Annotated in this window: 21 protein-coding genes; 7 read left to right on the top strand and 14 right to left on the bottom strand. The window is 74.7% G+C overall.

Annotated elements, in window-relative coordinates; translation table 11 throughout:
* Positions 1–3: 3 nt before the first annotated feature.
* Together ACIP84_RS06710 and ACIP84_RS06715 are read right to left on the bottom strand one after the other, a co-directional pair.
* Positions 4–2,172, bottom strand: a complete 2,169-nt coding sequence (locus tag ACIP84_RS06710) for a phage holin family protein (RefSeq protein ID WP_401795287.1) — start codon at positions 2,170–2,172, stop codon at positions 4–6.
* Between the two features lie 325 nt (positions 2,173–2,497).
* Positions 2,498–2,914 (bottom strand): hypothetical protein, encoded by a 417-nt coding sequence (locus ACIP84_RS06715; protein ID WP_401795290.1) that lies wholly within the window; start codon positions 2,912–2,914, stop codon positions 2,498–2,500.
* 146 nt (positions 2,915–3,060) lie between these two features.
* Between ACIP84_RS06715 and ACIP84_RS06720 the strand changes: the two genes are divergently transcribed.
* Both ACIP84_RS06720 and ACIP84_RS06725 read left to right on the top strand, forming a co-directional pair.
* Positions 3,061–3,840 (top strand): MBL fold metallo-hydrolase, encoded by a 780-nt coding sequence (locus tag ACIP84_RS06720; RefSeq protein WP_401795293.1) that lies wholly within the window; start codon positions 3,061–3,063, stop codon positions 3,838–3,840.
* Between the two features lie 46 nt (positions 3,841–3,886).
* Positions 3,887–4,570, top strand: coding sequence for a VTT domain-containing protein (locus tag ACIP84_RS06725; RefSeq protein ID WP_355958858.1), 684 nt, complete (start codon positions 3,887–3,889; stop codon positions 4,568–4,570).
* On the opposite strand, the gene ACIP84_RS06730 is transcribed toward ACIP84_RS06725, so the two are convergent.
* The 3 genes from ACIP84_RS06730 to ACIP84_RS06740 form a co-directional block, all read right to left on the bottom strand.
* Entirely contained in the window at positions 4,550–5,617 is a 1,068-nt protein-coding gene (locus ACIP84_RS06730; RefSeq protein ID WP_401795296.1) for an MBL fold metallo-hydrolase, read from the bottom strand. The genes ACIP84_RS06725 and ACIP84_RS06730 overlap by 21 nt on opposite strands.
* Before the next feature lie 250 nt (positions 5,618–5,867).
* Positions 5,868–7,100, bottom strand: coding sequence for an aminotransferase class I/II-fold pyridoxal phosphate-dependent enzyme (locus ACIP84_RS06735; protein ID WP_401795299.1), 1,233 nt, complete (start codon positions 7,098–7,100; stop codon positions 5,868–5,870).
* Positions 7,101–7,194: 94 nt separating this feature from the next.
* Positions 7,195–8,439 carry a sulfite oxidase gene (locus ACIP84_RS06740; RefSeq protein WP_401795301.1) on the bottom strand — a complete coding sequence of 415 codons (1,245 nt, stop codon included), beginning with the start codon at positions 8,437–8,439 and terminating at the stop codon, positions 7,195–7,197.
* A 167-nt stretch (positions 8,440–8,606) separates the two neighbouring features.
* Here ACIP84_RS06740 and ACIP84_RS06745 point away from each other — a divergent pair, with 167 nt between their 5' ends.
* Together ACIP84_RS06745 and ACIP84_RS06750 are read left to right on the top strand one after the other, a co-directional pair.
* The gene (locus ACIP84_RS06745; protein ID WP_401795304.1) at positions 8,607–9,125 is read left to right on the top strand and encodes a GNAT family N-acetyltransferase; all 519 of its coding nucleotides are present in this window, start codon (positions 8,607–8,609) and stop codon (positions 9,123–9,125) included.
* 102 nt (positions 9,126–9,227) lie between these two features.
* A complete protein-coding gene (locus tag ACIP84_RS06750) occupies positions 9,228–10,082 on the top strand; it encodes a methyltransferase domain-containing protein (protein WP_401795307.1) in 855 nt (284 codons plus the stop codon).
* Between the two features lie 45 nt (positions 10,083–10,127).
* Here the strand turns inward: ACIP84_RS06750 and ACIP84_RS06755 are convergent, their stop codons facing one another.
* Both ACIP84_RS06755 and ACIP84_RS06760 read right to left on the bottom strand, forming a co-directional pair.
* Positions 10,128–11,426, bottom strand: a complete 1,299-nt coding sequence (locus ACIP84_RS06755; RefSeq protein ID WP_401795309.1) for a hypothetical protein — start codon at positions 11,424–11,426, stop codon at positions 10,128–10,130.
* A gap of 460 nt (positions 11,427–11,886) precedes the next feature.
* Positions 11,887–13,914: a DUF5107 domain-containing protein gene (locus ACIP84_RS06760; protein WP_401795312.1), complete on the bottom strand. Its 2,028-nt coding sequence runs from the start codon at positions 13,912–13,914 to the stop codon at positions 11,887–11,889.
* A gap of 181 nt (positions 13,915–14,095) precedes the next feature.
* Between ACIP84_RS06760 and ACIP84_RS06765 the strand changes: the two genes are divergently transcribed.
* Positions 14,096–14,428 (top strand): DUF6204 family protein, encoded by a 333-nt coding sequence (locus ACIP84_RS06765; protein WP_401795315.1) that lies wholly within the window; start codon positions 14,096–14,098, stop codon positions 14,426–14,428.
* A gap of 80 nt (positions 14,429–14,508) precedes the next feature.
* On the opposite strand, the gene ACIP84_RS06770 is transcribed toward ACIP84_RS06765, so the two are convergent.
* Positions 14,509–14,853, bottom strand: coding sequence for a hypothetical protein (locus ACIP84_RS06770; RefSeq protein ID WP_401795318.1), 345 nt, complete (start codon positions 14,851–14,853; stop codon positions 14,509–14,511).
* Positions 14,850–15,104 carry a DUF1049 domain-containing protein gene (locus tag ACIP84_RS06775; protein ID WP_401795320.1) on the bottom strand — a complete coding sequence of 85 codons (255 nt, stop codon included), beginning with the start codon at positions 15,102–15,104 and terminating at the stop codon, positions 14,850–14,852. Before ACIP84_RS06775 ends, ACIP84_RS06770 begins: the two co-directional genes overlap by 4 nt.
* Positions 15,105–15,359: 255 nt before the next feature.
* Between ACIP84_RS06775 and ACIP84_RS06780 the strand changes: the two genes are divergently transcribed.
* Both ACIP84_RS06780 and ACIP84_RS06785 read left to right on the top strand, forming a co-directional pair.
* Positions 15,360–16,121, top strand: a complete 762-nt coding sequence (locus ACIP84_RS06780) for a GntR family transcriptional regulator (protein ID WP_401795323.1) — start codon at positions 15,360–15,362, stop codon at positions 16,119–16,121.
* 172 nt (positions 16,122–16,293) lie between these two features.
* Positions 16,294–17,397: an adenosine deaminase gene (locus ACIP84_RS06785; protein WP_401795326.1), complete on the top strand. Its 1,104-nt coding sequence runs from the start codon at positions 16,294–16,296 to the stop codon at positions 17,395–17,397.
* Here the strand turns inward: ACIP84_RS06785 and ACIP84_RS06790 are convergent.
* The 5 genes from ACIP84_RS06790 to ACIP84_RS06810 form a co-directional block, all read right to left on the bottom strand.
* Positions 17,394–19,163, bottom strand: a complete 1,770-nt coding sequence (locus ACIP84_RS06790; protein ID WP_401795329.1) for a CocE/NonD family hydrolase — start codon at positions 19,161–19,163, stop codon at positions 17,394–17,396. The two genes, ACIP84_RS06785 and ACIP84_RS06790, sit on opposite strands and share 4 nt — an antisense overlap.
* A gap of 184 nt (positions 19,164–19,347) precedes the next feature.
* Entirely contained in the window at positions 19,348–20,331 is a 984-nt protein-coding gene (locus ACIP84_RS06795) for an LD-carboxypeptidase (protein WP_401795714.1), read from the bottom strand.
* Between the two features lie 26 nt (positions 20,332–20,357).
* Positions 20,358–22,358: a S9 family peptidase gene (locus tag ACIP84_RS06800; RefSeq protein WP_401795332.1), complete on the bottom strand. Its 2,001-nt coding sequence runs from the start codon at positions 22,356–22,358 to the stop codon at positions 20,358–20,360.
* Between the two features lie 42 nt (positions 22,359–22,400).
* Positions 22,401–23,735 (bottom strand): M20/M25/M40 family metallo-hydrolase, encoded by a 1,335-nt coding sequence (locus tag ACIP84_RS06805; protein WP_401795335.1) that lies wholly within the window; start codon positions 23,733–23,735, stop codon positions 22,401–22,403.
* The gene (locus tag ACIP84_RS06810; protein ID WP_355958835.1) at positions 23,728–24,561 is read right to left on the bottom strand and encodes a M55 family metallopeptidase; all 834 of its coding nucleotides are present in this window, start codon (positions 24,559–24,561) and stop codon (positions 23,728–23,730) included. The genes ACIP84_RS06805 and ACIP84_RS06810 overlap by 8 nt, the downstream gene beginning before the upstream one ends.
* Positions 24,562–24,719: the final 158 nt, after the last annotated feature.

A 24,719-nucleotide genomic window follows, 5' to 3' on the forward strand; every position in this document is an offset into this window, starting at 1 on the left:
AAATCAGCGGTTTTTGTCCTGTGCGACCGGCTCGTCAACCGGAAGAAGTGATTCCGATTCGCCCGTGGACGGCGAAATCTCCAGCGGGACCTGCGGCCCCGAGCACTCCCGCAGCCAGCGCCGCAGCACCCGGTGCACCTGCTCCGCGCCGACCAGCTCCTCCCCCGCGCCGACCGGTGGCGACAGCTCGGGCGGCGAGAGGAGGAACGGGTGCGACTGCTCGCCGCCGAGGCCGCCGTGCGAGCCGATCTGCTCCTCGAAGGCGTGCACGGTGCCCGTCGCCGGGTCGTACATCGAGTTGACCATGATGTCCGCGACGTGCGGGAAGCCGTCCGTGCGCCGTACCGCCCGCGCCGTGCCCGGGCCGAAGACGGCGAGCGGTCCCCCGTCGTCGAGTTCGGCGACCGGCACCTCCACCCCGTCGCGGGCGAGCACCACCGAGCCGTGCTCGGCGCTCGCCACCAGCACGAAGCCGACGCCCGGATGGTGGGCGAGGGCACGGAGCAGGGCCGGGTGGCGCCGGTCGATCTCCTCCCGGGTCATCCGGTGCGGCACGTCGGGGAACGAGATGAGACCGAGGTTGCCGGAGGCGAGGACGAGCGGCTCGGAGGGCCGCGCGGGCAACTCCTTCGCGCTCTCGCCGGTCTCGTCCACCGGCCGGTGCAGCGCGAGGCGCAGCGCGTCCCTGGCCGCGTCCCGCGCCTCCGAACCTCCCCCGGACTCCGTCCGGGGGCGCCCCCTCCCGATCCTCCGCACCCGGCGCGGCACCGGAAGCCCGCACCCGGCCCTGACCAGGTCCTTGAGCGTCAGCCCGTACGCGCCCTCGAAGGTCTCGCCGGGACTCTGCCCGTGATCCGAGAGCAGCACGATCCGGTACGGGCGGGGGGCGTGCTCGGCGACGGTGGCGATCAGCGCGATCGAGCGGTCGAGGCGGCGCAGGACCTGGTCGGTGTCCCGGCCGTGCGGGCCCGAGTGGTGGGCGACCTCGTCGTAGGCGACGAGGTCGGCGTAGACGGCGGTGCGCCCGGCGAGCATGTCCCCCATCACCGCCGAGACGACGACGTCGCGCTCCACGACCGTCGCGAAGGCGCGCACGAAGGGGTACGTGCCGCCGCGTGAGACGCGCGGGGTCTCGCGGCGCAGCAGAGCCCGGGTCGACTGGAAGATCTCACGGCCGCACTCGGCGACGAGCGATCCGGCGGTACGGACGGCGTTGGCCGGGTCGGAGAAGTAGGCGAAGTAGCCGGCGCGCGAGCGGTTGCGCGGGCCGCGCCGGGCGGCCACCGACAGGACGAGCGCGAGCTGGTCCGCGCCGCCGCTGAACAGGTTGCCGCGCGAGGCCCCGTCGACGGTGAGCAGGCCGCCGTCCCCGGTGCGGTGCACGGCCCGTCGCTGGAGCTCCACGGCACTGGCCGGGCGGTTCGACACCATGAGCCGGCCGGTGTCCTTCTCGTACCAGCGGAAGGCGGGCACGTCCTCGTTGGAGCCGTGCAGGATGCCGAGCTGGCTCGCGCCGGTCTGGCTGGACCAGTCGGTGCGCCACGGGGTGAGCCGGTGGCCCGCGTCGATCCAGGACGCCACGGTCGGCATGAGCCCGTCGGCGACGGCGTCGCGCAGGACGTGGTGGCCGACGCCGTCGAGCTGGAGGAAGACCGTCCCGGGCACCTGCTCGGGCGCGTCGTGCGACGCGCGGGGCCGGGTGCGGCCGGTGAGCCGGTAGAGCCGGCGCCGGTAGGCGTCGTCGTCGCGGACGGCGAGGGCGGTGGAGGTGGCGGAGGCGACGGCGGACATGACGGCGGCGACCGCGACGGCGGTCTCGGGGTTGGCGGCGCCGCGCCCGTCGGGGATCAGCCAGAGCGCGACGAGCAGCATCGAACCGTTGAGGAAGAACACCAGCAGACCGAGCACGAGCGCGGGGACGAGCAGCAGGCCCCGCACGATCACCGGCCACACGAGCGCGCCGAGCAGACCGAAGGCTCCGGCCGCGGCGGCGGCGGTGAGCGCCGTCCTCGTGAACGTGTCGCCGTCGGCGGACTGCAGCTCGAAGTCGGGGAGCAGCCCGGCGAGGATCAGCATGGTGAGCGTCGACACCGCCCACACCGCGATCACCCGCCCCAGCGCTCCGCCCGCGGACCGCCAGCGGTCGGCGCCACCCCATCGCCCGTCACCCACGCCCGCTACGCCTTTCACCCGTTTCCTGTCCCAAGCGTGGCACAACGCCCACGGTCGGCGGGGAAAACGGGTGACGGCGATCGGCCCGGGTGTGTCAGGTCGCGGGTGCGGACGTACGTCCGGCCGCGCGTGACGACGTAGGTGCGGTCGCGCGTGCAGGCGCACGAGAAGTCGTACGTGAGGGGGCGCGTGAGGCCGTACGCGAGGGGCGCGTGGAGGCGCGTGAGGCCGTATGCGAGGGGCGCGTGGGGTCGAACGCGAGGGGGCGCGTGAAGTCGGGCGCCGGGCGCCGCCGCATCGGGTCGCCGGGCCCGCGGAGGCGGCGTCAGCAGCCGTCGTACCCGGCCGTCGGCATCGAGAGCCGCCGGTGGACCCCCGCCTTCGCCGCCGCGTCGTACTCCGGCTCGCACGCCGACCCGTCTGAACAGGCGGTCTCCACGCGCACCCCGCGCCGCGCGCACTCCGCCCGGAAGCCCGGCACGGAGGTCAACGCGCGCGCGAGGACCCGCTCGTTGGCGGCGACGAACAGGTCGACGGCCCCCGCCTCCACGTCCACCCACAGGGCCTCGTGATCAGGCCGGATCCCGTAGAACAGCAGTTGGCGGGCGACCACGTACCCCTGGTCGTCGGCCCAGCGCGCACACACCGCGTGCTGGCGGCGCGTGTCCACGAGGAAGGGGTCGCTGTCCAGCTCTTCGAGCGGGGTGAGGCTGGCGATCGCCGCCACCCGAACGTCGTCCATGGGCCGACCCTACTGCGGGACGGCACGGCCGAACATCCTCCGGCGCCCGCTCCGGACATTTACCCTCGATACGGAGCGAGGGTACGAGCGCGGACATCGTGACCGGCGGTGGACGACGGCCGCAACCCGAGACGACGGAAGGCGGCATGCCGGTGGAGGTCACCTGGTGGGGTCACGCGACCTGCACGGTCGAGGACTCCGGGGTCCGCTTCCTCACCGATCCGCTGTTCACGCGGAGGCTCGCGCATCTGCGGCGGCGGCGCGGCGCCCTGCCGCCGCCCGAGGCCGCGGTCGCCGAGGCCGTCCTCGTCTCGCACCTGCACTCCGACCATCTGCACCTGCCGTCGCTGGCCCGGCTCACGCCCGGGACGCTCCTCGTCGTGCCGCGCGGCGCCCCCGCCGCCGTACCGGGGCTGCGCAGGCTCGACGGGAACGGGCTGCGGGTCACCGAGGTGGAGCCGGGCGACACGGTGACGGTCGAGGGCGTGACGGTACGGGCGGTGCCGGCGCTCCACGACGGACGGCGGCTGCCGGTGGGGCCGCACCGCGCCCCCGCGCTCGGGTACGTCGTCGAGGGCGAGGCGCGGACGTACTTCGCCGGGGACACCGGTCTCTTCGACGGGATGGCGGAGGCGGTCGGCCCGGTGGACGTGGCACTGCTGCCGGTCGGCGGCTGGGGCCCGTACCTGGGGCACGGTCATCTCGACGCGGGCCGGGCGGCCGAGGCGCTCGCCGCGCTGTCGCCCGCGGCGGCGATCCCGGTGCACTACGGCACGTACTGGCCCATCGGGCTCGACGGGATCAGGCCGCACGAGTTCCACGCGCCGGGCGACGAGTTCGTACGGCACGCGGCGCGGCTGGCGCCGAAGGTGGCGGTCCATCTGCTCGGGCACGGCGAGCGGGTACGTCCGGAGGTGGCCCGGTGAGTCGCGGGACGCGGGCCGGACGGGGCATACGGCCGGGGGGAGGTCGGTGATCCACGGGCTCACCGGGGTCGTGACGGCGGTGCGGGAGCTGCCGCCGGAGTCGACGCAGCAGGCCGTCGGCTATCCCTCCCTGTTCCTCCTCGTGGCGCTCGGCGCCCTGGTGCCGGTCGTACCGACGGGCGCGATCGTCAGTTCGGCGGCGGTGGTCGCCTTCCACCAGAGCTCGCCGCTCGCGCTGCTCTTCGTCTTCCTGGTGGCGGCGTTCGCGGCGCTCCTCGGCGACACCGCCCTGTACTGGCTGGGGCAGCGCGGGGTGCGCTCGCGCAACGGCTCGCGGTGGCTCGCCACGCTGCGGGGCCGGGTGACGCCGGAGCGGCTGGCGCACGCGCAGGAGCGGCTCGATACGCATCAGGTGTCCGTGCTCGTCCTGTCCCGGCTCGTGCCCGCGGGGCGGATCCCGGTGATGCTGGCGTGTCTGCTGTCGGAGATGCCGCTGCGGCGGTTCGTGCGCGGTGACCTGGCGGCCTGTCTGGCGTGGGCGGCGACGTACCAGCTGATCGGGATCCTGGGCGGGTCGCTGTTCCCGGAGCCCTGGCAGGGTGTCGTCGCCGCGGTGGGCCTCACGGTGCTCGTCAGCGCGGTCCCGGGGCTGTGGCGGCGCTTCCGGGGGCCGCGGGCGAAGGCCGACGGGGCGTCGGGGCGCGCCGCGTCAGGGCACGAGCACCCGTGAGCCGCCGACCGGCAGGTCCCACAGGTCCTCGCGGCGCAGCCCGGCCTGCTCCCAGGCGGTCCTGACCCGGGTGAGGGGTTCGAGGACGGGCTCAGAGGACAGCACGAAGGTCGCCCAGTGCATGGGGGCCATCCGCCGCGCCCCGAGGTCCTGGTGGGCGCGGACCGCCTCCTCCGGATCGGTGTGGACGTCGCTGAGCCACCAGCGGGGGTCGTAGGCGCCGATCGGGAGCAGGGCCAGGTCGATGCCGGGGTACCGGCGGCCGATCTCGGCGAACCAGCGGCCGTACCCGGTGTCCCCCGCGAAGTGGACGCGCCGCCCGGACCGGTCGGTGAGCACCCAACCGCCCCACAGGGAGCGGCAGGTGTCCAGGAGGGTGCGCTTGGACCAGTGGTGGGCGGGGACGAAGTCGAAGCGCACGCCGTCGAGTTCGGCCGCCTCCCACCAGTCGAGCTCGGTGACCCGGCTGAACCGGCGGCGGACGAACCAGCGGCCGAGGCCGGCGGGGACGAAGACCGGGGTGTGCCGGGGAAGCCGCTTCAGGGTGGGGGCGTCGAGGTGGTCGAAGTGGTTGTGGCTGATGACGACGGCGTCGATGCGCGGCAGGTCCTCCCAGCGGACGCCGACGGGGGTGAGCCGGGCGGGGGTGCCGAAGATCCGGCGGGACCAGACCGGGTCGGTGAGGACGGTGAGCCCGCCCATGCGCAGGACCCAACTGGCGTGCCCCGCCCAGGTGATGGCGAGGGTGTCGGGTCCGGCGGGCGGCAGCGGACCCGGCTCGAAGGGCAGCAGCGGGATGTCGCGGAGGCCTTCCGGGCGGGGCCGTACGGCGCCCTCGCGGGCGAGGCGGGCCAGGGCCCGCACGCCGGGGAGCGGGGCGGTGAGCCGGTCGGCGAAGCTGCGGGGCCAGTCGAGGCGGAGCCGCCCGACGGGATGGAGGACGGGAGCGGGCGGCGGCGCGGGGGAAGGGGCGGGAGCCGTGGCGGGATCGGGCTGGTGCGGGGCGGCCTGGGCGGCCCGCGTGGGGTGTGCCGTCCGTTCCGTCATCTGCGGGCTCCGTTCTGCGCGGATGGTTCGGCTCGTGCGGAGGGGCGGTTCGGTCCGGGGGCTGCCGAGGGGCCGTCCGGTCCGGGGGCTGCCGAGGGGCCGTCCGGTCCGGGGGCTGCCGAGGGGCGGTCTGGTCCGGGGGCTGCCGAGGGGCGGGGACGGTCGCCCCGTTCGGTGCTCGTGATCTGCACGTCTGCGGCTCCTGCGACGCGCGCGGGTTGCCGCGTCGGGGGGCCGACCGGGGTGGCTGTCACCGGAGTTCCTCCAGGATTCCTCCGAACTCCGCCAGCTTCGACGCCACATGGGGAAGCGTCTCCGGGTCCCGTGCGGCGAGCGTCTCCGCCCGTTCCTCCTCCGTACCGCCCAGGAACATGTTGGTGCCGAACCTGACGCGGAGGGCGCCGAGTTCGTCGCCGAAGCGGTGCCCGCCGGTCGCGGGGGCGCCGAGGCGTGCGCCGAGGTGGCTCTCCAGCTCCAGGGAGTCGGTGACACCCCGGGCGGCGAGACCGGCCCGTAGCGGCCCGAGGTCGGCGTAGAGGTGGCGGCCCGCCTGTGGCGGCCGGGCGAGGGCCCCCGCGGCGAGGACCGCGCGGTGCGCGGCCGCGGCCAGGCGGCCGTGGACGGCGGCGGCGCGCCGGGCCCGTACGGTGACGTCCTCGGGTTCGTCCAGGGCGTGCGCGGCCGCGGGGGCGACGGGCCCCGGGACGACGGCTCCGAGGGCGGTGAGCACGTCGAGGACGCGGGCGCGGCGGTCGGTCCAGCGGTCGGCGCGGGACGGATCGGTGGGCGGGAAGCGGGCGACGGCGCAGGGCCAGGCGGCCGGGGTGAGGGCGCCGCCGAGGTCGGAGAGGACGGTCACGTCGTCCGGGCACATCTCCGCGGGGCTGAGGAGCACGGTGTCCTCGGGGCGGTGGCGGGTGTCGCGCCAGGTCTCGTCGCTGATGACGTGCAGTCCTTCGGCGACGGCGGCCTCGCACGCCTCGCGGACGAGTTCGGGCGGGGCGACGGTGGCGGTGGGGTCGTCGGCGACGGAGAGCAGGAGGACGCGCGGGGTGCCGCCCTCGGCCCGGATCCGCCGGACGGTCTCCAGGAGGGCGTACGGGTCGGGGACGCCGCCGGCCTCGGCGGGGGTCGGAACGTGGTACGCCGGGCGGCCGAGGAGGCGGGCCTGCGGGGTCCACCAGGCGGGGCAGGGCCGGGGCAGGAGGAGGTCGCCGCCGTGGGCGGCGATCAGGGCCAGCAGCAGCGCGGGGGCGCCGGGGCCCGCCACGACGTCCTCGGGGTGGGTGCGCAGACCGCGCCGCCACCAGTAGCCGGAGGCGGCCTCGCGCAGGACGGGGCCGCCGCCGGGCGGCTCCGGGGTGGTCCGCCCTGCGGCGGCGGCGAGGAGCCCGGCGAGTCCGGGCAGGACGGGCAGGCCGGTGTCGGGGGCGGGAGGCCCGTAGCGCACCGGGCCGCGGCCGTCCGGAGCCGTCTGCCGCATGTCCCGTACCTCCTGAGCGCACGGGGGCGCCGGCACGGCACCCCCGTGCCCTTTATAAGAAGGTTCGGGCGTTTCCGCCGCTCCAGGCGTCGGTTCAGGCGACGGTCACGGAGTGGCGCACGATCGCGTTGAAGAGATAACCCTGGGTGTTGTGGACGGCCCGCTCGGGCTGGGTGTTTCCGGCGGCGTCGGTGGTCCGCGAGAGCAGGGTGACCGGTCCGGTGGCGCGCGGGAGCCACGGCGTGCTCCAGCGGACCCAGCCGTCCCGCCGCGGGGTGTCGTGGAGGTGGGCCCGCCGCCAGCGCCCGCCGCCGTCGGTGGACACCTCGACCGTCCGTACGGGCGCGTGCGCGGACCAGGCCCTGCCGGTCAGCCGGTGGAGGCGGCCGGCTTCCAGGGTGGCGCCGAAGGGCAGCTGGTAGCCGGACTTGAGCGTCTGGCGGCTGATCGGGGCGCTGCCGCCGGCCGGGTGGGCGTCGCCGAAGAGGCGGTACCAGTCCGTGGACCAGGGCGAGCTGAGCGGACGGGTGGAGACCTCGATGTCGCCGAGCCACTTGATGGAGGCGATGCCGACCCAGGAGGGCACCACGAGCCGCACCGGGTGACCGTGGTCGTACGGGAGGGGCTCGCCGTTCATCTCGTACGCGAGGATCACGTCGTCGAAGGCCTTGGCGACGGGCAGGGGGCGGCGGACCCGGCCGTAGTCGATCCCGCCGGAGAAGTACGGGTCGTCGAGGCCGCGCGGCAGGAGGTCGACGGCGTCGCGGGCGATCCCGGCCCGTCGCAGCACGTCGGCGAGGCGCACCCCGCGCCAGCGCGCGGCTCCGACGGCGCCCAGGGTCCAGGCGGTGCCGGTGACCGGCTCGCCCTGCTGGCTCGTGTAGAGGCTGCGCCCGTTTCCGGCGCACTCGATGAGGGCCGTCCGGGTGACGGAGGGCAGGTCGCGGAGCTGCCCGTACGTGAAGTGGACCGGGCTGCGGCCGTGCAGACCGTCGCCCCAGAGGGTCAGGCGCCAGTCGCCGGCGTCGAGGACGGGGGTGGTGGTGTGGTTGCGGACGAAGAAGCGGTCGACGGGGGTGAGCTGTCCGGTGTCCCCGAAGCCGTCGAAGCGTGCCTCGGCGTTGGTGCCCCGGACGGTGAAGTACTCGGCCGGGAGGGCCTTGACGATGCCGGGCGCGGTGAGGGGGACGGCGGCGCCGGCCGTGGCGGGTGCGGGTGCGTGCGCCGATGCGGCGGAGGGCGTGGTGACGGTGGCGAGCCCGCCGAGGGCGGAGACCGCCGGGGCCGCCGCGAGGACCTTCAGCACGGAACGACGGGCGGGCGCGGGCGAGTTCGGCACGGGACTCCTCGACAGAGGGGAGAGGCGCGCCACCGGGTGGCGGCGCGGCCGATCCTAGGGTCAGAAGGGCGGTCGGGACGGCCCGTTCATCGTGCTGTCACAGGGGGTTCGTCAGGGCGGTCCGTTATTGCGAGGCGTCCGGGGCGCCGCCCGGAGGACAATGCGGCATGCCGATACGAGAAGCCCTTGCCGAGGACGCGGCGGGCATCGCCACCGTGCACGTGCTGTCCTGGCGGGCCGCCTACCGCGACCTGCTGCCCGGCCCCTATCTGGACGCCCTGGACGTCGAGGAGCGCACCGCCACCTGGCGGGCCCGCCTCACCGCCCCGGAGCGGCCCACGGTCCTGGTCGAGACGGGTCCCGACGAGCGGGTGCGGGCGTTCTCCTGTTTCCGCGCCTGGCCGGACGAGGAGTTCGACCGGCGGACCACGGCCGAACTGGCCGCCCTCTACGCCCTGCCGGAGGTGTGGGGCACGGGAGTCGGGCGGGCGCTCCTCGCGGCCTCCACGGAGGCCCTCGTGGCGACCGGGTTCCGCACGGCGGCGCTGTGGGTGTTCGCGGGGAACGCACGGGGGCGCCGCTTCTACGAGGCGGCGGGCTGGCGCGCGGACGGGGAGGTCCTGCGGGAGGAGACGGGAGGCCGGATGCTCGAAGAACTCCGTTACCGAGGGGTCCTGTTCGTCTGACGCGCCCCTCCGGCGTTGTCCACATCTCAAGACGCAGATCTCATGATGCGACATCGGTGCGTACGGTGGTGAGCACGCACCCACACCGAGGGAGTCGCTCCGATGACGCATGCCACCTCTTCCGCGCCCTCCGCGGGCCACGAGACGGCCCATGAGACGGCCGTCTACACCCACGGCCACCACGAGTCGGTCCTGCGCTCGCACAACTGGCGGACGGCCGCCAACTCCGCGGCCTATCTGCTGCCCGAGCTCTCCTCGGGTCTGGACGTCCTGGACGTGGGCTGCGGCCCCGGCACCATCACCGCCGACCTGGCCGCCCTGGTCGCCCCCGGCCGGGTCACCGCGGTCGACACGGCCGAGGAGGTCCTGGCGAAGGCCCGCGCCGTGGCCGTCGAACGCGGCCTGGACAACGTCGAGTTCGCCGTCGCCGACGTGCACGCCCTGGACTTCCCCGACGACTCCTTCGACGTGGTCCATGCCCACCAGGTGCTCCAGCACGTCGGCGACCCGGTGCGGGCGCTGCGCGAGATGCGGCGGGTGTGCAGGCCCGGCGGTCTCGTCGCGGCCCGCGACAGCGACTACGGGGCCTTCGCCTGGTATCCCGAACGGCCCGCCCTGGACGGCTGGCTGGACCTGTACCACCGGGTCGCCCGGGCCAACGGCGGCGAACCGGACGCGGGACGGCGGCTGTTCTCCTGGGCGCGGCAGGCCGGCTTCACCGACATCACGACGACCGCCGGCACCTGGTGCTTCGCGACGCCCGAGGAGCGCGCCTGGTGGAGCGGCCTGTGGGCGGACCGTACGACCGGCTCCGGCTACGCCGACCTGGCCGTGTCCGGCGGCCACGCGACCAGGGCCGAGCTGACGGAGATCGCGGACGCCTGGCGGGAGTGGGGCACCCGGGAGGACGCCTGGTTCCTGGTCCCGCACGGCGAGATCGTGTGCCGGGTGCCGTAGCGGCCCCGCGGGCGGGCGACGGCCCCGACAGGTGCGGCGAGCGGGCTACGAGGCTCCGCGGCGGTCCTCGGGCAGCCGGTCGTCCAGGTGGTCCTCGCTGAACCCGAGTTGCGCGGCGAGAACGCGGTAGCGGGCGCGGCGGTCCTCGCCGACGGGGACCCCGTACATGGCGAGAACGCGGAGCAGGAGGCGGAAGCCGAGGTCCGGGTCGACAGCCGTGACCACGTCCTCCAGGACCCGGGCCACCCCGCGTACCTGCTCCGCGTCGGTGTGCACCGCATCCCGCACCTCACGGAGCACCGGCTCCGTGAGATCCGTCCTGGGGGGCGAGAGGAAGGGCGCGTAGGCGGGGTCGACCTCCGCGAGGTGGGCGTGGCACACCTGGGAGACCTGCTCCAGCCAGACCCGCCCGTCGGCGTCGAACTCGTCCTCGTCGAGGACGTGCGGGCGACCGGCAGCGGTCCGCCAGAGCAGTCCGACCGCCTGCGCCGGGAGGGCGGAGTCGAGGAGCCGCCAGGCGTCGTCGAGGAGCACCGCGGCGTACGCCCCGGGGGCGTGTCCCGGGCCGTCGTCGGCGACCCGCTGGATGTGTTCGCGCGGGGTGCCCCCGTAGGCCCATTCGGTCCCGCGGAGTGCGGCCGCGAGCATCGGCAGCCCGAACCGCCCGAGTGCGAAGTCGCGACGGCCCGGATCGAGGGGGCGCCAGCGCACGCTCAGCTCGTCATGGACCACGACCCGCGGGTAGGCCAGCGCGTCGCCGAGGGCGATCAGCCGCTCGTACGTGTCCGCCTCGACCGGCACGGAGTACGCCTTGAGCGCCCTCAGGAACAGCCGGAACCCGAGGTCGGCGTCCGCCTCCCGCACGACCCGGAGGAGGGCCGGGGCGATTCCGGGTACGGCGACGCGGAGCTCAAGGCCTGCGGCGGCCGACTCGACCTCGGCGGCCACGGTCGTCCGAAGCTCCTCCTCCGGCACGACGGGCCGCGCCTCGTCCAGGGACTTCGCCTCGTACGGGTCGCGCTCCGGAGCCCGCGGCGGGCACAGCTCCGCGACACGCTCCAGCCAGGTCCGGGTGTCCGTGCCCTCCTCGGCCGGGTCGAAGCAGCGGCGTACGGCCGCCAGCCACACGGCGCGGAGCACGTCGTCCGGCGGCGGGGACCCCAGGAGGAGCCGTGCGTCCGCGCCGATCCGGTGGTCGTCGTCCTCCGCCTCGGACTCGGCGATGTCGAGGACCACCGGTTCGTCGAGGCGGAGTGTCGACCGGGCGCACAGGATGCCGGCGAGTCCGCTGAGTCCGAAGTCGGACGCATAGTCGTAGAAATAGACCTCGCGCTCGCGCTCCATGGCCGTACCTCCTGCCTCCCGGGCGGAAGGGGCGCCCGTCGGCGCGAAGGGTGCCCCTTCCCATGATCGGTGCAAGGCGCGTCCGGCGCCCCCTCCGCCGGGGCCTCCGGAGTTCGCGGCGCACGTCCGGGAGGGGGCCCGCCTCGTCCGCGCGACCCCTCAGAAGATGTCGTGATACCCGGTACAGTCCGGGTCCTGGAGGGGGCAGCCGGGGTGGGGCGTGCGGTCCGGCTCCGGGGGCGGGGGCGGCTCGTCCGCGAGGGCCGGAGCCGGGGGCAGCTCGAAGGATCCGCACAGGCAGCCGTCACAGGTTCCCGAGAAGCGGGGTTCCCCGTGCCGGAAGCGCGGATGCCCGCACCGGCACTCCTGTGTCGCCCACGCGGTCATCCCCGGACCTCCGCTCCCCCACGGTCTCCGTCCCCTCCAGGGTAGCGGCGGCGCCCCGGACGGGGCCCTGCCCTCAGCTCGGGCGCATCCTGAACTCGTAGGCCTCCGGCAGGATTTCGTCGGTGAACCGCTGCCAGAGCTCGCCCAGGATCTCGGCGCCCTCGCGCAGGTCCGCGACCTCGAAGCCCGCGTCGAAGACGGCCCGTGCCTCGTCCGGCCGGCGCTCGGCGAGCAGCAGCCGGACCTCGAGCAGCCGGAAGGCGCCGCGCCGCCGGGCGGAATCCGGCAGCCGGTGCCAGAGGGCCCGGGCCCGGTCGGGCCGGTCGACGGCGAGGAGCGCGTCGAGCGCCTCGCGGCCGAGTGCGAGGGCGACCGGCGCCCCCGCCCCGTCGTCGTCCGCGTCGGCCTCCGCAGCCCCGGTGCCGGTGGCGGCCCCCGGGTGCTGCGCCACCGGGCCGGCCTGCGCCGCCTCGTGGTCGTTGAAGGCCTCCGTGAAGTGCTCGGCGGCGCGTTCCGGGTGGCCGTCCTCCCGGTCGGCGACGGCCAGGCAGTACAGCAGGGGCCAGCGCGTGCGCGCCTCCTTGAGTCCCCGCTCCCAGCTCCGTACAGCCTGGGCCCGGTCACCGGCGTGCCACTGGGCGATGCCGAGCTGGTACTCGGTGGTGGGGTCGGCGGGGGCGGTCTCCAGCATGTCCCGCCAGGGGGGCGCGACCAGCGGCGCGATCAGGGGTGCCGCGCCGCTCGCCGGGGCCGGCAGGACGCCGGTGCGGAGCAGTTCCCGCCAGGGCTCCTGCTCGGGTCCGAGCGTCGACTCCGGGAATGGCGTACCAGGCAACTCGTGGCCCCCGCGCAGGACTTCGAGCGCCCCCCAGCCGGATCCGGCAGCCAGGACCTCCTCCGGGGGGAGGTCGGCCGCCCCCTCCCGCCAGGCCGTGTACGCGGCGTCGACGGCGGCGCGGGGCAGCGCGCCGGACAGGCTGCGCTCGACGTCGGCGCGGGCGGCGGTCCAGTCCTCGCCGAGCGCCGTCGCGGGGTCGGTGGCGAGCGGTCCGTACGCCTCCAGCCAGCTGAACTCCGCTCCGCCCGCGAGTTCCAGGTGCTCCAGCTGGGTGCGGGCGAGCCCGGCCTGGATCTCCGCGTAGCCGGGGGTGCCCGGTTCCGTCAGCCACTCCTGCCAGCGCCGGCCGCCGCGCCCGGTGCCCCACACGAAGAGCTTGCGGCCGCGCAGCGGGTCGGTGGAGGTCTGGACGAGTCCGGTGCCGTCCGCGTCGAGGGCGGCGATCCACCGGCGCTGCCCTTCGGGCAGGTCGTAGAACCAGTCGGCGGCGTGGGTGCTGTTCAGCGGGTACGTGCGGTCGGTGCCGTCCTCGGCGGCCGGTACGGGGACCCGGCTCAGGCCGCGGTCGTAGCCGTGGTGCCAGGCGGCGTCGGCGGGCGCGAGGACGCGGCGGTCCTCGGGGACGGCGATGTTGGACCACCAGTAGACGGGGGCGGTGCGCTCGTGGGGGTTGCGTATCCGGACCCCGACGTACAGGAAGTCGGAGCCCTCCGGGAGCCAGAGGTCGACCTGGAAGGGCAGGTCGCGCAGGCGCTCCCACTCCCAGAGACGGAGCATCGGCCCGCCGTCGGGGGCGCGGACGGTCGCCGCGTGGAGGGGCGAGCAGGAGAGGGTGGTGTGGCCGGTGGCCCCGATGTTCCACTCGACGCCGCCGGAGAACCAGGCGCCGTTGAGAGCGAACGCGGCCGGCTGGAACACCGGGTTGCGGTAGAGGAGTTCGCGTCCGGTGGGCTTGTGGTGGAGGGAGTGGACGCGACCGCCGAGACCGGGCAGCACGGTCACCCGGAGCCGGTCGTTCTCGATCACGATCGTGTCGAGGTCCGCGGGTGTGCGCTCGCGGCCGTAGCCGTCGCGCACGGGGGCGGGGAGGAGGCTGCGCAGCGGGTCCCGGCCGATGCCCCTGGCCATGTCGCGCGGAAGTTCCGCGAGGGTCCGCGGGTCGACCGCGTGGGCCCCGGCGGGGGCCCGCAGTGCGGGAAGAGGGTTGTCCGGGCCCAAGGGGGCGGCGGGCAGCGTCAGTACGGCACGTCGTACGGTCGTCATCGCCCCATGGAACACGCCCGAGGGTCTTCCTGACCAGGGGTTCTCGGCCACGGGCTTCGGTCGGGCCCGGGGTGCGGGGGGCGGCGGGAAATTCCCGGCGGACCGGATGGCCGCCGCCGTAGGGTGGCAGGTCGGTACGCCGTGGGGCGGCCGGAGAACCAGGGCGCAGGGAGTACGAGGAATGGGCACGCAGCACACCTACCGGGTCATCGTGCGCGGCACCTTCGACGGGCTGTCGGAGGAGAGCCGGGCCCGGCTGCTCGGCGAGGTGGACGCGCACGGGCTGACCGCGATGCAGTTCACGGAGGAGGGCTCGCTGGCCTACGACCGGACGCTGAAGCACTTCTCGTACCGCCTGGTCGTCGTCTCCGACGCGGAGGACGGCGACGAGATGGCGGGCGCGCTTGCGGAGGAGCGGGTGGAGACCGCGCTCGGTGAGCTCGGCCACGGGTACAAGGGGCTGCGGTCGACGGTGACCGACCTCGACACGATGAAGATCAACTACAAGCGCTGAGCGGGGTCGGGGGGCGGTGGCCGGGACCTGGCCGCCGGCCGTGGAGCCGCTCAGCGGTGCCGGCCCTCAGCGCCGGGCCATCAGCGCCGGGCCGTCCTCACCCGGGGCGGGCAGTTCTCCCCCTTCCGTACGACTCCGATCATGACGGTGGTGCGGCGGTCGAGACCCGTGCCCGCAGCCGGGTACTGCGTGACGACCCGCCACCGCGGCGGCCAGATCACCCGCCGGTCCCGTCCGCTCACGTCGTGGACGTCGAGCCGGGTGCGGCGGTCCAGCCGGGTGAAGACCCGCCACAGGCCGCGGCCGAGGAAGTCGGGCACCGGGCGGGTGCCGTAGTCGGCCCCGGCGGCCTCCTCCGTCGAGCTGACGGCGACGGCCGCGAGCGCGAGGACGGCACCCGCCCCCACGACGGCGCGCCGCCTCACTTCCGCCTCCGGGCCATGACGTAGGAGCCGCAGGCGGCGCCGATGAGCGGCGCGGTCGCGAGCAGGGCCGGACCGAGCGGCATGGACACCTCGGGGACGAGGAGCCGGATCTTGACGTGCCTGGTGTTCTGGAAGATGACGAGCAGGGTGACGATGGCGAGCACGGCCATCCCGATCCGCCCCGGGGTGAGGGCTTCGGCGAACCGGGACCCGCCCCCGCCCGATGTCCGTGACGCCTCGTTCGGACTCATGCCCGGCCCTCTCCTCCGTCGTGCCGTCGGTCGTACCCGGCCGCAGCCGTGGGACCAGAATGAGGTGAGTGGCGCCTCACCGTGACGGCGAGGAGAGCCGTACGGGTGACTTGTCAGACAACGTGGGCCGACTACCGTGGTGCCGGACACCGTCGGGACCGGGGTCACGCGACCCCACCGGGACCCACGGGATCACCGGATCCACGGGATCACCGGATCCACCGGATCCGACCGGAATCGAGACGAGGAGCGGCCGTGGCGGTCAGCGGACAGCGGCGGCGGCCGGTCGTGGCGCTCTACGAGCGGATCGCGGACGCCGTCCACGACGGCACCTACCCGCCGGGCTCGACGCTCCCCTCCGAGCCGAAGCTCGCGGCCGAGCTGGGCGTGAGCCGACCCGCCCTGCGCGAGGCCCTGCTGCTGCTCCAGGAGGACGGCCTGCTGACCGTACGCCGCGGGGTGGGCCGGACGGTCAACGACCGGCCGCCCCGGCGCGGGTTCGAGCACGTCCAGCCGCTGGAGGAGCTGATCGGCGCGGGCACGCCGCTGCGGGTGCGGGCGCTGCTGCGGACGGTCGAGGAACCGACCGACTTCACCACCCAGCACCTGCTCGCCCCGGCCCGCGCGGAGCTGCGGTTCTGGGAGTCCGTGCTGACCGGGGAGGGTACGGCGGCGGCGCTGAGCCACGAGTGGGCGGCGGCCGACGAGCTGCTCGACCGGGTGCACCCGGAGTTCGCCCGGGCCCTGCGGGCGACGGAGGAGCGCACCGCGCGCGGCCCCGCCGCCTCCATGCTCTCGGTCCTGCTCGGGGCCTCGCGGGAGACGGCGCTCACCGCGCACAGCGGCATCACGGCGACGCTGCTCGGACGGCGGCGCGGGGACCAGCTGGGGCGGCCCGCGGACACTCCGGCCGTGCTGATCACCCAGGTCGTGCGGGTCGGCGAGACCCCGGTCCTGGCCGCCAAGCACATGCTCCCGACGGGCGCCCCGGCACTGCCCGTCCTGCAGTCGCACTAGGCCCGGCCCTAGTCCGGCCCCGGCACCCCGTCGGGGCACCGGTCCGCACCCCGCCAGGGGCCCGCGCCCCCTCCCCGGGGCCGGCTCCCCACCCCGCCGGGGACCTGGGCGCCGCAGCCCCTGTCGGGCCCGTCACAGCGGGCCCGTCCCCCGTGGCGTACACTTCCCCGCCATGCACTTGTCTGACAACCCTGCCACGCCTGCCGCCGCCACCGTCTCCGAGTGGATCCGCCGGGCCCCCAAGGCCGTCCTCCACGACCACCTCGACGGTGGGCTGCGCGCCGCGACCATAGTCGAGCTGGCACGGGAGTGCGGCTACACCGCGCTGCCGACCCAGGACCCGGCCGCGCTCGCGGTCTGGTTCCGGGACGCGGCCGACTCCGGTTCGCTGGAGCGCTACCTGGAGACCTTCGCCCACACCTGCGCGGTGATGCAGACCCGCGAGGCGCTCACGCGCATCGCGGCCGAGTGCGCCGAGGACCTCGCGGCGGACGGTGTCGTCTACGCCGAGATCCGCTACGCCCCCGAGCAGCACCTGGAGGGCGGTCTCACCCTCGACGAGGTCGTCGAGGCCGTCAACGACGGTTTCCGTGAGGGCGAGCGCCGTTCCGGCGGCCGTATCACCGTGCGCACCCTCCTCACCGGCATGCGCCACACGGACCGCTCCCTGGAGATCGCGCGGCTCACGGTCGCGCACCGGGACAAGGGCGTGGCCGGCTTCGACATCGCCGGCGGTGAGATCGGCAACCCGCCGGCCCGCCACCTCCCCGCCTTCCAGCACCTGAAGCAGGAGAACTGCCACTTCACGATCCACGCGGGCGAGGCCGTCGGCGCGGAGTCGATCCACGAGGCCGTGCAGGTCTGCGGCACCGAGCGGATCGGCCACGGCGTGCGGATCACGGACGACATCGCCGAGGACGGCACGCTGGGCCGGCTCGCCTCGTACGTCCGGGACAACCGGATCGCCCTGGAGGTCTGCCCGACGTCCAACCTCCAGACGGGCGCCGCGAAGGACTACGCCTCGCACCCGATCGACGAGCTGCGCCGCCTGGGCTTCCGGATCACCCTCAACACGGACAACCGGCTGGTCTCCGGCACCACCATGAGCGAGGAGTTCCAGCACATGGTGGACGCCTTCGGTTACGGCCCCGAGGTCTTCGAGGAGTTCACGGTCGCCGCGCTGGAGGCCGCCTTCCTGCCGCTGCCGGAGCGGCAGCGGCTGATCGACGAGGTCGTCCGCCCCGGGTACGCGGCGCTCCGGGCCGTCTCGGTCTAGCCCACCCGCCCCTGGACCAGGGGCAGTTCGAGCGTCCCCGGGTCCCCGGGGGCGCCGACGACGGTCACCGGCTTGATGCCGCGGTTGCCGGAGTACGCCGTGTCGCTGCCCGCGATCACCAGCTCCAGGCGGTGGCCCGTCCCGTAGCGGTGGACGACGGCGGGCAGCTCGACCGTGAAGGGGCGGGTGACGTCCGGCACCCGGACCGGTGCGACGAGACGGTTGACCAGGGTCTTGGTGCCGTCGGGGGCGATGTCGTAGAGCTTGGCGAAGAGGACGAGCTTGTCGGCGGCGTCGCCGGAGCCCTGGACGCGCTCGGCGGCCGGGGAGTCCACCTTCAGGGTGGCCCTCGGGGCGCCGACGAGGTCGACGGGCGCGGTGAGCGGGGCGCTGGTCCAGCCGAGGTAGGTGCCCGCGGTGTCGTACGGCCGGGGGTCGGGCAGCCCGATCGTCCCGGCCAGCGAGGATTCGGAATGGCTCGTCGGGAAGAGCCGGTTGCTGTACGCACGCGAGCCCCGGGCGACCTTCGCACGGTCGTCGACGAGCTTGCCGTCGCCGGAGAGGTACAGCCGCTGACTGGGCGCAGGCACCCCGGCGGCGGTGCCGTAGCCGCTCTGCCAGTCGCGGTACCAGGCGAAGGCGGGCCCGGTGTCGGCGGCCGGGTTCTTCCGCAGGTACCGGTCGAACCATCCGAGGATCCGCTGTCCGACGTAGCTTCCCTCCAGGTTGCCCTGTCCCAGGTCGAGTTCGCCGGGCTTCTGGCCGCCGCTGTGTCCCCAGGACTGCCAGATCATCCGGGTGTCGACACCGCGCTCGCGGAGCCGGTCGTAGGTGGAGTTCGCCTCGTTGAGGTTGAAGAGGGTGTCGGCCTGGCCCTGGACGATCAGGGTGGGGGCGGTGATCCGGTCGACGTACGAGACCGGGGAGACGCTGCGGGCGTAGGCGAGCATCTTCTCGGTCTCGGCCTTGGGGTAGCGGCCGGAGTTGAGGAGCCGCACGGTGTCGCAGGCGTCGGAGACGAAGTGCAGGCAGCGGAGCGAGTTGATCCGGCTGGGGTCGAGCGAGGGGACGAGCAGCGGCTGCCCCTCCCCCATCAGGTAGAAGGCGTTCGCCCACTGCCACTTGAAGACGCCGGGGGTGCCGCGGTCGGCGGCGTTGGGGGCGAGGGAGTAGGCGAGGTCGTTCCAGGTGATGAGGGGGACGAGGGCGTCGATACGGGGGTCGACCGAGGCGGCGGCGAGCTGTACGGCCCCGCCGTAGGAGCCGCCGATCATGCCGACGCGCGGGTCGCCCGCTCCGTCGCGGGTGACGAAGTCGGCGCGGGTGCCGTCGTCGGCGGCCCGGTCGCCGCCGAGGAAGTCGACGAATCCGGCGGAGGCGCGGCCGTCGATCTCTGGGTCGTCGAGGGAGATCAGGCAGCCGGACTTCCCGAAGCCGAGGCCGGAGTAGACGAGACCGACATAGCCCCGCTCGGCGAAGGCCCGGCCGATGGCGTCGGTGGAACCGTCGCTCTTGCTGCCGCCGAAGCCGTTGGTGGCGAGGACCGCCGGCGCGGGATGTCCGGCGTCCACCCCGGCAGGCCGGTACAGGTCGGCGTCGACGGCACAACTCCGCCCGCCTGCCTCGACGGTGAACCGCAGCGGCGTGACGCTGTACGGGACCTCGGCGGCGCTCGCGGGCGGGGCGAGCGTCAGCGGTCCGGCGAGCGCGGCGGCTCCGGCCAGGAGCGCGAGGGCCTTGCGGGATCGGGGCAGGGCACGGGACACGGAGACCTCCACGCTGAGGACGACGCCGGGAGACCCACGACACCTGCCGACGCGCGGACACCGGGCAGCGCCCATGCTGTGACACGTGTAAGAGCCCGTCAATGCGCCGAACGAGGGTTGTTGACGGAGATTCGGTGAAGGCCGCCGCGGGGCGACTGGGACGGCTCGGGCCGTTCGTCCCCGCTCAGCGCAGGGCCGGGACGTCCAGGGTGAGGGTGTTCTCCTCGGTGTCCAGGACGGCTGACACGCCGAGCGGCATGGTCAGGGCCGTCTCGCTGTGTCCGAAGCCCAGTTCCTCGACGACCGGGACGCCGAGGCCGCCGAGGCGGTCCGTGAGGACCGCTCGGATCTCCTCGTACGGGCCGCACTCCGCCCAGGAGCCGAGGGCGATGCCCGCGACGCCGTCCAGCCAGCCGGAGCGCAGGAGTTGGGTGAGGACGCGGTCGAGTCGGTACGCCTCCTCCCCCACGTCCTCCAGGAGCAGTAGTCCGCCGCGGGCCGAGGGACGGGCATGGGGGGTGGCGAGGTCGGCGGCGAGGAGGCTGACGCAGCCGCCGAGGGTCACGCCGCGGGCGCGGCCCGGCGACAGGGTTCGGGCCGTGTCCAGACCGAGCGTGCGTACCGACTCGGGCGTGAACAGCGTGGCCCGCAGGGACTCCTGGGTGCGCGGGTCCGAGAGGAAGGTGCCCGCGGCGACCATCGGACCGTGCAGGGTGGAGTAGCCGGCCCGGACGGCGAAGGCCTCGTGCAGGGCGGTGATGTCGCTGTAGCCGACGAACACCTTGGGACCGGCCTCCCTGATCGCCCGCCAGTCCACGAGGTCGACCATGCGCTGGGCCCCGAATCCGCCGCGCGCGCAGAGGACGGCGGAGACCGAGGGGTCGCACCAGGCCTCGGTCAGGTCCCGGGCCCTGGCCCGGTCGGCCCCCGCGAGGTGGTCGAGGACGGGGTGGGTGTCCAGGACGTGCGGAGCGACGACGGGGTCGAGGTCCCAGCCGCGGAGGATGTCGAGCCCCGCCCGCAGCCGCTCCTCGGGGACGGGCCCCGCAGGAGCGACGACGGCGACCCGGGCACCGGGCCGCAGCCGCTCGGGCCGGGTGAGCGAGGCGACCTGGGGGCGGGCCCCCGCCGGGGCGGGGAGGACAGGCTCGGGGAGGACCTCGGGCAGGGCGGGAAGGGCGGGCTCTGGCGTCGTCACGTGCGGTACTCCAGGTCGGGCACGTCCGTCCGGGTGACACCGAAGGTCCGCGCGTACAGGGAGAGTTCGGCCTCCAGGGCGCGGACCATCGTGTCGGCCCTGCGGAAGCCGTGGCCCTCCCCCTCGAAGGCGAGGTAGGCGTGCGGGACGCCCCGCCCGGCGGTGCGGGTGAGGAAGCGCTCGGCCTGTGCGGGCGGGCAGATGACGTCGTCGAGGCCCTGGAGCAGCAGGAAGGGCGCGGTGACGCGGTCGACGTGCTCGATGGGCGAGCGCTCCTTGTACCGGGCGGGGACGTCGTCGAGGGATCCGATGAGCCCGTGGAGGTACTGGGACTCGAAGTCGTGGGTCTCGTCGGTGGCCCAGCCCCGCAGGTCGAGGATGGGGTAGATGATCGTGCCGCAGGCGTAGACGTCGGTGGAGACGAGGGAGGCGGCGGTCGTCCAGCCGCCGGCGCTGCCGCCGCGGACGGCGAGCCGGGCCGGGTCGGCGGTGCCCTCGGCGGCGAGTGCCGTGGCGACGGCCGCGCAGTCCTCGACGTCGACGACGCCCCACTGCTCGCGCAGCCGCTCGCGGTACTCCCGGCCGTAGCCGGTGGATCCGCCGTAGTTGACCTCGGCGACGCCGATGCCGCGCGAGGTGAAGTAGGTGATCTCCAGGTCGAGGACGAGCGGGGCGTGGCCGGTGGGGCCGCCGTGGGCCCAGATCACATAGGGCGGGAGTTCGTCATCGGGTCCGGTGAAGCCGGGGTGGCGGGGCGGGTAGATCTGCGCGTGGATCTCGCGGCCGCCGGGGCCCGTGAAGGTGCGGACGCGGGGTTCGGGGTGGTGGGCGGGGTCGACGGCGTCGGTGTGGGCGGCGCCGACGATCCGGGTGCGGCCGGTGCGGGCGTCGAGTTCCACGAGTTCGTAGGAGCTGTGCGGGGAGGCGGCGACGCCGACCACGCGGCTGCCGTGGGCGGCGAGGGTCGGGGCCCACTCGGTCCAGGGGCCGACGGCGTCGACGAGCGCGCCGCGCTCGGGGTCGAGGATGCCGAGGGTGGTGGTGCCCTTGCCGTGGACGACGGCGACCAGACCGTTCTCCAGGGGGGTGAACCAGTTCAGCCCGATCTTCCAGAGCGGTCCGCCGAACTCCTCGGCACGGGGGCAGAGCGCGGCCGGTTCGCCGAGGCCACCGTCGGTGGCGACCTCCGCCCGGTAGAGGTTCCACCAGCCGGAGCGGTCGCTGACGAGGAGGAGCCGTCCGGCCGCGTCCCAGTCGACCTGCGGGATCGACTCGGCGGGCCCGCCGGCAACGGTCCCGGTCCGGTCGAAGGTGCCGTCGGGGGTGACGTCGGCGAGCTGGACCTCGGTGCCGTCCCAGGGCATCCGGGGGTGGTCCCAGCCGATCCAGGCCGCCCTGCGGCCGTCCGGGGAGAGCCGGGGGCCGGTGACGAACCGGTGGCGCCCGTCGGAGAGTTCGCGTACGGCCGCGCGGTCGTCGGCGGCGGAGCCGTCGAGGGGTACGGCGACGATCACCCGGCGCACGTCGGTCGGCGCGGGGCCGGTGAACTCCTCAAGGACGCACCACACCTCGCCCCGGTCGGCGTGGATGACCGGGTCCACCCAGCGCAGTCCGCCGCCGGTCGCGGAGACGGGGGTGAGGGGCCGGGGCCCGGCGCCGGGAGCGGCGTCGGGCTCGTAGGCGTAGAGCCGCTGGTCGGGGAAGTGACAGAAGACGGCGAGGGGTCCGCCGGCCGGGCGCGGGACCGCCGCCCAGGGGAGACCGCCGTACTCGATCACCCGGCTGCGGACGTTCCACGGGGCGGGCAGCAGGCTTTCCTCGGTGCCGTCGGCGCGTCGTCGCACGAGGGCGCGCCTGCCTCCCTCGGCGGGGCGTGGCGCGGTCCACCACAGTTCGTCGCCGACGACGCCGGGGTACTCGGGCCGCCCGTCGTGGGCGGCGGCGAGCGCCGCGTCGACGGGTGACGGCCAGCTGCCGTAAGCGGCGATCGTTTTCATCCCAGCTCCCCCTGTCACGGTGTTACGCGAACGATGACGGCCCTACGCCGACTTCAGGTAGTGGTCGAGCACCCGGACGCCGAAGTGCAGCGCGTCCACGGGGACGCGTTCGTCGACGCCGTGGAAGAGCGCGCCGTAGTCCAGGTCCGGGGGCAGCCGGAGCGGCGAGAAGCCGTAGCCGGTGATGCCGAGCCGGGAGAACTGCTTGGCGTCGGTGCCGCCGGACATGGTGAACGGCACGACGTGCCCGTCCGGGTCGAAGCGCTCGACGGCGGCCCGCAGTTTCGCGAAGGTCGGCGAGTCGACGGGAGCCTCCAGGGCGACCTCGCGGTGGTGGAACTCCCACTCCACGTGCGGGCCGGTCAGCTCGTCCATGGTCGCGGCGAACTCCTCCTCGGTGCCCGGCAGGGTCCGCCCGTCGATGAAGGCGACGGCCTGGCCCGGGATGACGTTGACCTTGTAGCCGGCGTCGAGCATCGTCGGGTTGCTGCTGTTGCGGACGGTCGGCGCGACCAGGGCGGCGGCGGGGCCGAGCTTGTCGAGGAGGAGGTCCACGTCGAGGTCGGGCGCGTGGACGTCGATGTCGAGGGCGTACAGCGCGGCGAGTTCGGCGAGGGCGGCGCGGACGGTGGCGGTGAGCCGGACCGGCCAGGCGTGCGAGCCGATCCGGGCGACGGCGTCGGCGAGGCGGGTGACGGCGTTGGCCGTGTTGACCTTGGAGCCGTGCCCGGCACGGCCGTGGGCGGTGAGTTTGAGCCAGGCGGTGCCCCGCTCCCCCGCGGCGATCGGGTAGAGGGTGGTGCCGGGCTGCGGGTGGAAGCTGAAGGCCCCGGACTCGCTGATGCCCTCCGTACAGCCCTCGAAGAGCGCGGCGTGGCGGTCGGCGAGGAAGCCGGAGCCGTCCTCGGCGCTCGCCTCCTCGTCGGCGGTGTAGGCGAGGACGATGTCGCGGCGCGGCCGGATGCCCTGCCGGGCCCAGGAGCGGACGACGGCCAGGACCATCGCGTCCATGTTCTTCATGTCGACGGCGCCGCGGCCCCAGACGATCCCGTCGCGGATCTCGCCGGAGAAGGGGTGGGTGGTCCACTCGGCGGGGTCGGCGGGCACGACGTCCAGATGGCCGTGGACGAGGAGGGCCTCGGCCGAGGGGTCGGTGCCGGGGATGCGCGCCACCACGTTGGTGCGGCCGGGGGTCCGCTCCAGAAGGGTGGGTTCGATGCCGGCGGCGGCGAGGCGCTCGGCGACGTACTCGGCGGCGGGCCGCTCTCGGCAGTCGCCGCCGCCCCGGTTGGTGGTGTCGATGCGGATGAGCTCGGAGGTGAAGGTGACCACCTCGTCGAGCGCTGTCGTGTCCGGGCCCCGGACCTCCTCAGCCATACTGCTCCTCCACCGCGGCCGAGACGATCGTCGTGACCGCTTTGAATGTGCGGATTGCCTCGTACATCGTCTCGCTGGTGTAGGCGACGCGCCGCTCCGCGCCGCGCGCCACGCCGGGAACCACCGTGGCGGCCGCGCCCAGATGCTCGGCGTCGAACTCCAGCTCCACGGTGAAGGGGCCGCCGTGCACCGGCTCGTGGCGGACGGCGAGGGCCGCGCCGGTCTTCGCGGCCGCGCGGATGTCGGCGGCGGTTCTGGCCGGGGTGCGGCACACCGCCGCGTACCGCGAGACGTAGTCCTTGACGGCGACCTTGGGTGCCTCCGGCGCGTAGCCGAGGGCGTCCTCGCAGGTCAGGTCGTCACCGGTGACGAGGACGACGGGCACGCCGTACTCCGCGACCACATGGGCGTTGAGCAGGCCCTCGCCGGCCCGCTCGCCGTTGAGCCAGACGCCGGTGATCGAGTTGGCGAGATAGGTGTGGGCGAGGACGCCCTCGGTGCCGGCGCCGGTGTGGTAGCCGACGAAGGCGATGCCGTCGACGTCTCCGTGCTGGACGCCCTCGACCATGGAGAGGGACTTGTGCCGGCCGGTGAGCATCTCGGCCCGCTCGTCGAGCTCCTCCAGGAGCAGGTTGCGCATGGACCAGTGCGCTTCGTTGATGAGGACCTCGTCGGCGCCGCCGTCGAAGAAGCCGAGCACGGCGGCGTTCACGTCGGAGGTGAACATCGCGCGGCACCGCTCCCACTGGGGCGTGCCGGGCAGCACGTCGGCGGGCCAGGTCACACCGGTCGCGCCCTCCATGTCGGCGCTGATGAGGATCTTCATGACTGGCACCGTACGCGCAGCCCGGCGGCCGTACCACCCCTGTGGAAAACGTCATTGGCCTGGCCCATTGGCGGACCGGGACGGGGTCCGGTGCGGGGTCAGCGGAGGCACGGAGCGGGGTCCGCGAAGGCCCGGTGCGGGGTCAGCGGAGGCTCGGT

Source organism: Streptomyces sp. NPDC088707 (genome assembly GCF_044752725.1).
Lineage (GTDB): Bacteria > Actinomycetota > Actinomycetes > Streptomycetales > Streptomycetaceae > Streptomyces.